Genomic DNA, 8,970 nt, shown 5'->3' on the forward strand with positions numbered 1-8,970 from the left:
GCAGGGGCGTGACCAGCAAGGTGCCGCCCTGGAGGTTCTTGGCGTCGCCGAGCGCGGAAACCGTGACGTCCATGCGCGTGCCCTGAGTGGCGAAGGCCGGCAGATTGCCGGTGACCATCACGGCGGCGACGTTGCCGGTGCGGATGGTGGCGCCGCGGATGTTGACGCCCATGCGCTCGAGCATCGCCTGCAGGGACTGCTTGGTGAAGGGGATGTTGTTGAGGGTGTCGCCGGTGCCGTTGAGACCGACGACGAGGCCGTAGCCGATGAGCTGGTTCTGCCGCACGCCCTCGATGTTGGCGAGATCCTTGATCCGCGACGTCGCAGCCGCTGACGTGACCGAGAGTGCCAGCGCGGACAGCGCGGCGCAGGCCACCCCAACAATCCTCACCCAACGAACGCCCGGCATCCTGTGCTCCCCAAGCCCCTGGAAAAAGGCTCCTCAAATCGACAAGACCTGAACGACACTCCCATGACGAGCTGGTCCGGCGCTTTCCTTGCGAGCGCTGTGCCAACCCGGAGTAGCGGGGATACGTGGCTGAATAGGTTGAATAAATCTGTTTCGGCCGATGTCAGCGGTCGTTCGCCCTGAGGAGCGAAACTGCCGCCCCTCGGCAGATTTTGCCGGGCCGTTTACGCACCGTTAACCATGAAACAGCGAAGGTGAGGCATCGATCACCCGGATTCCCTCCGATGCGCATCTACGGACCGAACGGCACCACGCTTGGAACGCCAGCCAGTCAGGCCAGGCGGACGGGCTCCGGCACCTTCGTGCTGCCCGACACGTCATCGGCGCAGGAGACGCGGAGCGCCGCGGCACCGAAGGCCGCCGCCAACATCGATGCGCTGCTGGCGTTGCAGGGTGTCGAGGAGGATCCGGTCGAGCGCCGCAAGCGCTCGGTTGCCCGGGGCAGGACGGCGCTCGATGTGCTCGACGATCTCAAGATGGGGCTGCTGTCCGGCAATCTCGACGCCTCGACGGTCATGCGCCTGCGCGATGCTGCGGCGAACCTGAAGTCGTCGTCGGGTGATGCCGGTCTCGATGCCGTGCTCTCCGAGATTGAGCTGCGTGTCGAGGTCGAGTTGGCCAAGGCCGGGCAGGCGTAAGCTGTCATACGTCAGCCTGAGGTGCGCGCCCTGCAAAGCAGGGCAAGCCTCGAAGGGCGACGGCCCGGCTGCATCTCGGCCGTTCATCCTTCGAGGCTCCCGGCGCGCTGCTTTGCATCGCGCCACTCGCACCTCAGGATGACCGAAATCCCGTAAGCGTTCTTCGTGCGCCTACGCCGCCTCTTCCTTCAACTGCGCATCGTAGCGGCGCTGGGCGGCGAGCACGTCTTTCAGATTTTGTTCGGCCCAATCGCGCAAGGGATCGACGGCGGCCGCCAGCGTCAGCCCGAGCTGCGTGATGGAATACTCCACGGTGACGGGCACCGTCGCGATGGCGTGGCGCCTGATCAGGCCGTCGCGTTCGAGCGACTTGAGAACCTGGCTCAACATCTTCTGCGAGATGCCTTCAATCGTGCGGCGCAACTGGTTGAAACGCATCGGCTCCTCGCGCAGGAGCAACAGGATCAGCACCGCCCATTTGTCGCCGACGCGATCGAGAATCTGGCGGGTAGGGCAGTTCGCTGCATAAACGTCGGGTTTCATCGTCGGTCCTCGGAAATCCATACCATTGCTGGCGTCTGCGGGTCGGTTGCTGGTGATCGGTCACCTCAGCGTAATCAGGTAAGCACAAAGTGCTCTCTTAACACCAGCATTCTCTGCGATATCTAGTATCCGTCAGTTACTAGAAGCAAAGGAGCCTTTCATGAAAATCGCAGTCGCCGGCGCCTCGGGCCGGGCCGGGTCGGAGATCACCAAGGAACTGTCCCGTCGCGGCCATACGGTCACGGCCATCGCCCGGAACCCCGAGAAGATCGCAGCCCTGCCGAACGTCACGCCGACCAAGGGGGACGTCCTCGACCGGGCGGGCCTCGCCAAGCTGTGGGCCGGCCACGACGTCGCTGTGAGTTCCGTGCACTTCCTGGCCAGCGATCCGCACAAGCTGATCGGTGCGGCGAAAGACTCCAAAGTCGGTCGCTACCTCGTGGTCGGCGGCGCCGGCAGCCTCGAGGTCACCCCGGGCGTGAAGCTGGTCACGACTCCCAATTTTCCGGCCCAATACAAGGCTGAAGCGGAGGCGGGCTCGGCCTTCCTGGACCTGCTGCGGCAGGAAAAGGACCTGAACTGGACCTTCATCTCGCCCTCTGCGCTGTTCGAGGAGGGGGAGCGCACCGGCAAGTTCCGGCTCGGCACGGACCAGCTTCTCGCAGATGCGAACGGCAAGAGCTGGATTACCTTCGCCGACTACGCCATCGCGCTCGCCGACGAGATCGAACGGCCCGCCCATCTGAAGCAGCGTTTCACGGTCGGTTACTAAGCCACCGGCCGCCTCTCCGAGCCCCTCCAGGATAAACCTTCCTGTGCAAGGGCTTGGGGGGAGCACCGGACGGTGAGGGAAATATTGTCTGTCACGGGAGGCCGCTATATAAGGCCCGGCTCAACGGACCCCTGTCCGTCGCGAGTCGTTGCTTAGGAAGATAGGCCTCCCTTGGAAAAGTTGAAAAACTACCGACCGACCGACAAAGAGCCTTTCATGAACGACCGGCAGAAGGAGTACTTCCGTCTGAAGCTCCTCGCCTGGAAGGATGAGATCCTCAAGGAGTCCAAGCTCACCCTGCAGGCTCTGCAGGAGGAGAACGTGAACCACCCCGATCTCGCCGATCGGGCCTCGTCCGAGACCGATCGTGCCATCGAGCTCCGTGCCCGTGACCGCCAGCGCAAGTTGATCGCCAAGATCGACGCCGCGCTCCAGCGCATCGAGGACAACACCTACGGCTATTGCGAGGAAACCGGCGAGCCGATCTCGTTGAAGCGGCTCGAGGCCCGGCCCATCGCAACGCTCTCGGTGGAGGCGCAGGAGCGCCACGAGAAACGCGAGAAGGTTTATCGCGACGAATAGAGCCCGGGCCGCAGCGATGCGGCTCTTCGTTTTTGGAGGCGGGCGCGATTTCGCGCCGTGCTCGGGATTTTGCCCGCGGCTTACCGCCGCGCCCACAAGCGCGAGAGCCTAATCACGAAAAGTGAATCGCGATCAACGGGCTAGGCTCAATTGCTCCGAGCTCACGTGAGTTCGGATGAGAAATAGCCTTCACTTCAGGTGCGGGAGATTTTCCGAGTCGCATCAACGAGATCGAGTCCGGACTTGAGATCCCGGTGCAGCTGCATAAAGCATCGCTGCAATCACGCCTGCTGCGACGTGGCAAGGCGGCTATCTCCATAAAGCCTCGACCAGATCAATATTTCCTTAAACGCCGGCAACAGGCCGTAGGCCGCATCCGTCAGCTCGTACTCGACCCGCAACGGCTTCTCTGCAAAAGCAGTTCGGGATACCAGCCCGTCCTGTTCGAGTTCGCGCAATTGCATCGTCAGCATGTGCTGCGTGATGCCGCCTATCGAGCGGCGCAGTACGCCGAACCGTACCGCGCCGTTCATCAGCGCGAACAGGATTTCCAGTTTCCACTTGCCGCCAAGGGCGTGGATCGCGCGCTTGAAGTCGGCCAGCACAGCAGGGTCGGGGCTGCACTCGCAGGGGTCTGCACAGGCGTTGGTCAACTTTTCCATACCGGTCTCGAATTCCAGTCTACTTGTCCGCCAGGACATAGTGACCAGATGCGTCGTTGCGCAGGGCCACGGAACCGATGTGCCGGCCCGCAAGGAGGGGAATCCTGGTCATGAGTACTGTTCTGGTCACCGGCGGATCGGGCTTCGTCGGCATCCATATCGTCCTGCAGCTTCTCGCGGCCGGCCACGCGGTGCGCACGACGGTGCGTCGGCCGGAGCGGCAGGCCGATGTGCTCGCCATGCTGCGCGAGGGCGGAGTGGCGCGACCCGAGGGCGTGGCCTTCTTCACCGCCGATCTGACCCGGGACGATGGCTGGCAGCAGGCCGTTGCGGGCTGCGACAACGTTCTCCATGTCGCGTCGCCGCTCTCGACCACCGTTCCCAAGGACGAGAACGAGATGATCATTCCGGCCCGCGACGGAACGCTTCGGGTGCTGCGTGCCGCGCGCACCGCCGGCGTCAAGCGGGTCGTCATCACCTCGTCGCTCGGCGCGATCGGCTACGGCCATCCCCCGCGCGACGAGCCCTTCGACGAGACCGACTGGACCAATCTCGCCGGTGTCGATGGCCAGCCCTACATCAAGTCCAAGACGCTGGCCGAGCGAGCGGCCTGGGATTTCGTCGCGGGCGAGGGGGCAGGGCTGGAGCTCGCGGTGATCAACCCCGCCGGCATCTTCGGGCCCGTTCTGGGTCCGGACTTTTCCGGCTCGATCGAGATCGTCAGATCGCTGCTCGACGGTGCCATGCCGGCCGTGCCGCGGGTGTATCTCGGCGTGGTCGACGTCCGCGACGTCGCCGATCTGCATCTGCGTGCCATGACGGCGCCTGCGGCTAAAGGCGAGCGCTTCATTGCGGTCGCCGGTGAGACGCTGTCCCTTCTCGACATCGGCAGGGTGCTGCGGCGGAACTTGGGAGCTAGGGCACGCCGGGTTCCGCGGCTCCAGGCTCCGGATTGGCTGGTGCGGCTGGCCGCGAACCGGATTCCGCTGCTGCGTGCGGTGGTGCCGATGCTCGGAAAGGTCAGGCATTCCACCAGCGCCAAGGCCAGGTCGCTGCTCGGCTGGCAGGCGCGCTCCAACGAGGAGGCGATCCTTGCGACTGCCGAGAGCCTGATCCGGCTCGGCCTCGTCAAGGGGTGAGGGCACGCCACCCGCGCTTGTCAGGCCGGAGCGGGGATGCTGAAGTGCCGCCTGCGACTGCGTAGCGTGGGAGGCGGCGCCGATGGACGGGATTCTCGAAGCCGCAAAGGCGATCGCGCTGGCGCGCCGCAACCATGCCCCGCTCGCGGCGCTGGAGCGGCCTCCCACGGATGAAGCCGAGGGCTATCAGGTGCAGCGCGCGCTGCACGATCTGCTGCTGCCGCATGTCGGCCCGCTGGTCGGCTACAAGATCGGCTGCACCAGTCAGGTGATGCAGGACTATATCGGTATCGCGCACCCCTGCGGCGGCGGCGTGTTCCAGAAGGGCGTCCATGACAGCGGCGCCAGGCTCGCTGCCTCAAATTATGTCCGGGTTGGCGTCGAATGCGAGATCGCGGTGCGGCTGAAGCGGGACCTTGCCGCCGGCGAGGCGCCGTTCACGGCCGAATGGGTCGGCGAAGCGATCGAGGCCTATCAGCCCGCGATCGAGATCGTCGACGACCGCTACGTGAAATGGGAGACGATGGGCGCGCCGACCCTGATTGCCGACGATTTCTTTGCCGCCGGCTGCGTGCTGGGCCCGTCCGTCCCGCGCTCGTCGGTGCCGGACCTGAGGGCGGTCAAGGGCCGCGCCATCGTCAACGGCGAGGAGGTCAGCCACGGCACCGGCGCCGACGTGCTCGGCCATCCCCACAACGCGCTCGCCTGGCTCGCCAACCACCTCGCCGCCGAAGGCAAGGGGCTGCACGCCGGCCAACTCGTGCTCACCGGCAGCCTGGTGAAGACGCTGTGGCTGAAGGCCGGCGACAAGGTGCGGATGGAACTGGACGGGCTCGGCGTGGTGGAGGCGGAGTTTACGTGAGGGCACCGGTAGTAGTCTCCGCAGTTCATTCCCCGCGAAGGTGGGGAAGCCAGTACGCCGCGCTGCATCGGTACGATCCCTTTCCATCTCGGAGTACTGGATCGTCCGCCGCAGTGACGGAATGTGCTGTAGCGGCGTTGCAATAATGTCGCGGAGCTGGCTCGCAGTACGCAGTTTCCGACACCATCCCGACGAGACACTCTTGCGCTCGCCCTTGATCGGGTCTATGAGCCCGGTCCCGTTCAACCTGTACGTTCAACTCTGAGGAGACCAGCCGTGAGTACTTTGTGGCGATCGACACATTCCGTGCCGACGCTCTCAGTGCGTCCGGCTGACAGTCATCCAATCATGTTGAACGACAATGGCACAGTCATTGATTCAGCGCCGGCGGGAGGCCGAGCGCGCGCGGGTTGAAGCCTACGAGCTGTCGCTGCGGCATGTGTCGCAGCGGACGCGCCCTCCACCGGATTTCAAGAATGCGATCTGCGAGGCCAAGCGTGGCTTCGAGGCCGACATCGTGCGCGATGCCGAGGCCTGGCAGCCGCGGATGAAGACTCGCGATGCCGCGCGTCTTCGTCTTTCCGCGGCTCGCCATCTCTTCGCGCGCTATCCCGTCGCAGAACATCTGGAGCAGATCTGGATCGACGGCGCGGGACTGGGCGTCGACGAGATCCGCTTGCGCAAGCGCTGGTACATCGCGGCGGCCGGCGGCGGTTCGCTCTACGCTGCCGGTGCGGCCGAATGGCTGTCTCGCAAGGAGGTCCATGCGTTCCTCAATCCGTTGGGGAAGGTCGGCTTCGAGGCTGCGATCTGGCAGGCGATTGCGCGTTCCTATGCGACCGATCCCGCTGTTGCGATGCGGATCGCGCGCACCAGGATCACGCAGACGCAGCGCGCTCAGCATCGCTTCTGGCGCGAGGTGGTGCGCTTCTTCTGCGCGCATCCGACCACGGTCGAGGATATGGATGACTTCCATGACTACCTCGCCGATTGCCACCGGCGTGATCCCGAGTACACCCTCAAGGGGCGTTCACTGATCTCGCTCGGGCGGCAGATGCGCGAATGGCATCGCGATCTCGATGCGATTGCTCGTATCGAGGCCGCACGCCGTCGCGCCGAGGCGGCGCGAAACCGTGCGCGGGGGCTGGCAGAAGGCCCCGAGCAGAGCGAGGACCGTTGGCTCGGTGCAGCGATTGCGGATTGGTCATGGACCAAGTCTTCCAAGGACCGGACCAAGCGCGAAGAATACGTCGTGGTCCAGTTGCGGACCGCGGCCGATCTCGTGGCTGAGACGCGCGGCATGCGTCCTGCGTTGCCAGCTACGCGTCGAAATGCATCGCTGGGCATGCGTCGATCTGGTCGCTCCGTCGCCGTGCCTCGGGTGACGTCCAGCGGTTGCTGACCATCGAGCTTGATGCCCGTTCCCGGGCGGTTCAGGTTCGCGGGCTTGCCAACCGCCCGCCACTTGCCGAGGAGAGCAAGATCCTCGACCGGTGGGCGCAAGCGCGCGGGATCATGCTGCTGTGAGAGACGCCTGCGCCGCTTCGGCGGCGCAGGCAAAATACATGCGGCCTCCGGCAGGGGAGCTACCGGAGGCCGCGTCGTACATCGTCGTTCGCGCCTAGGATCGCGAGCACGATGTGGGAGCTCGGGAGATTCTAGAAGGGCAGCAGCACGTCCATGACTTGCTGGCCGTAGCGCGGCTGTTGCACGTCGGTGATCTGGCCGCGGCCGCCATAGGCGATGCGGGCCTGGGCGATCTTGGTGGAGTCGATGGTGTTGTCGCTCTGGATGTCCTCGGGGCGCACGATGCCGGCCACGATCAGCTCGCGAATTTCGAAATTGACGCGGATCTCCTGCTTGCCTTCGACGACCAGGTTGCCGTTCGGCAGCACCTGGGTCACCACGGCGGCGACGTTGGTCTGCAGGGCTTCCTTGCGATCGACGCTGCCCTTGCCCTCGCTGGACGAGGTCGAGTCGGCGGTCAGGATGCGGCCGGGCAGGATCTTGTTGGCCTGGGTGATCGTTTGAGAGCCGATGAAGTCCGTGATGCCGGAATCTTCCTTGTTGGTGCGGCTGCGCGAGGTGTCGTTCTCGATGTTGGCCTTGTCGGTGATGTTCACGGTCACGGTCAGGAGGTCGCCGACCTGGCGGGCGCGCTGGTCCTTGAAGAAGGCGCGGCTGCCGTTGCGCCACAGCGAGTTCGGATTGTACGAGGCGACTTCCGGCTTCGGCATCGGCATCTGCACCGGCTTGTAGCCGGGCTGCGTCGTCGGATTGTCGATCGCCGACAGCTTCGGCTGTTCGCCGATCTGCGAGAGGCGGTCGATCGAGGAGCAGCCACCCAGCGCGCAAGACGCCAGCAGGAGGCCGGAGATCGCGATGCGACGAAGACGGTAAGCCGAACTGAAAGCGGACATGACGAACTCTTACTTGGCTTGAGCTTGCGAGATGCGAGCTTGCGGGATCTGGGCTTCTGCGGTCTGGGCGGGCGACGCGGGGGCCTGCACCAGGTTGCGGAGGAGTGCTGCGGTGTCGACGGGGGCCGGCGCTTCGTCACGCTTGATCGACGAGGTCTGCTCGACCGCCGGCGCCATCGGCGCGGCCTGGCTGGCACCCTGCACGGTGATCTGGCCGCGGCCGGTGACGATGCCGGTCAGCGTACGCTTGGAGTGCAGATTGAGCACGCTGACGCTGTCGCCCTCGGCGCCGCTCTCGATCGCCTTGCCGCGCGTGGTGAGATAGAGGCCGGGCACCTGGTAGATGATGGTGACGGCCTGGTCCCGCACCACGAAATCGGGCTTGACGATGTCGGCGGCCCGGACCGGCGTTCCCGCCCGCATCGTCCGGCGCAGCTGCATGCCGATGCTGCGATCGCGCGAGGCGGGCTCGCCGGTGACCTCGGCCTTCGGCCGGCGCTCCAGCGAAAGGTCGGAAGCTTTCAGAAGCTCGGCGCGGTCGATGTCGCGGGTGAGCACGGCCACTTCCACGGTCTCGATCGCGGTGCCGGTGAAGCGCAGCTTGGTCGGCGCGGGATTGCCGTCGTTGGCGATCTCGAAGGCGATGTCGAAACGGCCGCTGCGGGCATCGAAACGGGTTGCGACCGGTTGCAGCGTGCCGGTGTTGGAGGCCTCCAGGCGCGTCTCGCCGACGCTGCGATCGAACGTGATGGTGATGTTGGCCGCTTCCCCGAGGCCGAAGCGGCGCTCGAGCGCGCCGGCGACAGCATGTTCGATGTCCTTGCTCGCGAGCGTACGCGCAAGGCGGGTGACCTGGACCTCCTTGATGTCGCCCGTCATGACG

The 8,970-nt window shown here is 65.2% G+C and carries 12 protein-coding genes; 7 read left to right on the top strand and 5 right to left on the bottom strand.

Annotated elements, in window-relative coordinates; translation table 11 throughout:
• A partial coding sequence (locus JHD07_RS16565; RefSeq protein WP_291624034.1) for a flagellar basal body P-ring protein FlgI occupies window positions 1–409 on the bottom strand: 409 nt, incomplete at its 3' end.
• Window positions 410–693: 284 nt separating this feature from the next.
• Here JHD07_RS16565 and JHD07_RS16570 point away from each other — a divergent pair.
• Window positions 694–1,107: a flagellar assembly protein FliX gene (locus tag JHD07_RS16570; RefSeq protein WP_291624036.1), complete on the top strand. Its 414-nt coding sequence runs from the start codon at window positions 694–696 to the stop codon at window positions 1,105–1,107.
• A 171-nt stretch (window positions 1,108–1,278) separates the two neighbouring features.
• Here the strand turns inward: JHD07_RS16570 and JHD07_RS16575 are convergent, their stop codons facing one another.
• The gene (locus JHD07_RS16575) at window positions 1,279–1,650 is read right to left on the bottom strand and encodes a helix-turn-helix domain-containing protein (RefSeq protein ID WP_291624038.1); all 372 of its coding nucleotides are present in this window, start codon (window positions 1,648–1,650) and stop codon (window positions 1,279–1,281) included.
• A gap of 160 nt (window positions 1,651–1,810) precedes the next feature.
• On the opposite strand from JHD07_RS16575, the gene JHD07_RS16580 reads away from it, so the two are divergent.
• Window positions 1,811–2,422, top strand: a complete 612-nt coding sequence (locus JHD07_RS16580; RefSeq protein ID WP_291624040.1) for an NAD(P)-dependent oxidoreductase — start codon at window positions 1,811–1,813, stop codon at window positions 2,420–2,422.
• 216 nt (window positions 2,423–2,638) lie between these two features.
• Complete coding sequence (dksA, locus tag JHD07_RS16585) at window positions 2,639–3,004, top strand: RNA polymerase-binding protein DksA (protein WP_085966600.1); 366 nt, start codon at window positions 2,639–2,641, stop codon at window positions 3,002–3,004.
• 281 nt (window positions 3,005–3,285) lie between these two features.
• Here dksA and JHD07_RS16590 read toward each other — a convergent pair whose 3' ends face one another.
• Window positions 3,286–3,666 (bottom strand): helix-turn-helix domain-containing protein, encoded by a 381-nt coding sequence (locus JHD07_RS16590; RefSeq protein ID WP_291624057.1) that lies wholly within the window; start codon window positions 3,664–3,666, stop codon window positions 3,286–3,288.
• A gap of 110 nt (window positions 3,667–3,776) precedes the next feature.
• On the opposite strand from JHD07_RS16590, the gene JHD07_RS16595 reads away from it, so the two are divergent.
• The 4 genes from JHD07_RS16595 (at window position 3,777) to JHD07_RS39805 (ending at window position 7,194) form a co-directional block, all read left to right on the top strand.
• On the top strand, window positions 3,777–4,805 hold the full coding sequence (locus JHD07_RS16595) for an aldehyde reductase (protein ID WP_291624059.1): 1,029 nt from the start codon (window positions 3,777–3,779) through the stop codon (window positions 4,803–4,805).
• A gap of 82 nt (window positions 4,806–4,887) precedes the next feature.
• On the top strand, window positions 4,888–5,667 hold the full coding sequence (locus tag JHD07_RS16600; RefSeq protein ID WP_291624061.1) for a fumarylacetoacetate hydrolase family protein: 780 nt from the start codon (window positions 4,888–4,890) through the stop codon (window positions 5,665–5,667).
• Between the two features lie 361 nt (window positions 5,668–6,028).
• Window positions 6,029–7,069, top strand: a complete 1,041-nt coding sequence (locus tag JHD07_RS16605) for a hypothetical protein (protein WP_366864639.1) — start codon at window positions 6,029–6,031, stop codon at window positions 7,067–7,069.
• Window positions 7,021–7,194 (top strand): hypothetical protein, encoded by a 174-nt coding sequence (locus JHD07_RS39805; protein WP_366864643.1) that lies wholly within the window; start codon window positions 7,021–7,023, stop codon window positions 7,192–7,194. The genes JHD07_RS16605 and JHD07_RS39805 overlap by 49 nt, the downstream gene beginning before the upstream one ends.
• A 131-nt stretch (window positions 7,195–7,325) precedes the next feature.
• Here JHD07_RS39805 and flgH read toward each other — a convergent pair whose 3' ends face one another.
• Window positions 7,326–8,087, bottom strand: a complete 762-nt coding sequence (gene flgH, locus JHD07_RS16610; protein WP_291624063.1) for a flagellar basal body L-ring protein FlgH — start codon at window positions 8,085–8,087, stop codon at window positions 7,326–7,328.
• Window positions 8,088–8,096: 9 nt separating this feature from the next.
• Window positions 8,097–8,970, bottom strand: an 874-nt coding sequence (flgA, locus tag JHD07_RS16615; protein ID WP_291624066.1) for a flagellar basal body P-ring formation chaperone FlgA, incomplete at its 5' end; no start/stop codon positions are given.

Origin of the sequence: Bradyrhizobium sp. (assembly GCF_016462955.1) — a bacterium.
Taxonomy (GTDB): domain Bacteria; phylum Pseudomonadota; class Alphaproteobacteria; order Rhizobiales; family Xanthobacteraceae; genus Bradyrhizobium.

Excerpts from the sequence above, each read along its gene's own strand:
- JHD07_RS16570 (WP_291624036.1), top strand. The coding sequence starts at position 694 with ATGCGCATCTACGGACCGAACGGCACCACGCTTGGAACGCCAGCCAGT.
- JHD07_RS16575 (WP_291624038.1), bottom strand. The coding sequence starts at position 1,650 with ATGAAACCCGACGTTTATGCAGCGAACTGCCCTACCCGCCAGATTCTC.
- JHD07_RS16580 (WP_291624040.1), top strand. The coding sequence starts at position 1,811 with ATGAAAATCGCAGTCGCCGGCGCCTCGGGCCGGGCCGGGTCGGAGATC.
- dksA (WP_085966600.1), top strand. The coding sequence starts at position 2,639 with ATGAACGACCGGCAGAAGGAGTACTTCCGTCTGAAGCTCCTCGCCTGG.
- JHD07_RS16590 (WP_291624057.1), bottom strand. The coding sequence starts at position 3,666 with ATGGAAAAGTTGACCAACGCCTGTGCAGACCCCTGCGAGTGCAGCCCC.
- JHD07_RS16595 (WP_291624059.1), top strand. The coding sequence starts at position 3,777 with ATGAGTACTGTTCTGGTCACCGGCGGATCGGGCTTCGTCGGCATCCAT.
- JHD07_RS16600 (WP_291624061.1), top strand. The coding sequence starts at position 4,888 with ATGGACGGGATTCTCGAAGCCGCAAAGGCGATCGCGCTGGCGCGCCGC.
- JHD07_RS16605 (WP_366864639.1), top strand. The coding sequence starts at position 6,029 with ATGGCACAGTCATTGATTCAGCGCCGGCGGGAGGCCGAGCGCGCGCGG.
- flgH (WP_291624063.1), bottom strand. The coding sequence starts at position 8,087 with ATGTCCGCTTTCAGTTCGGCTTACCGTCTTCGTCGCATCGCGATCTCC.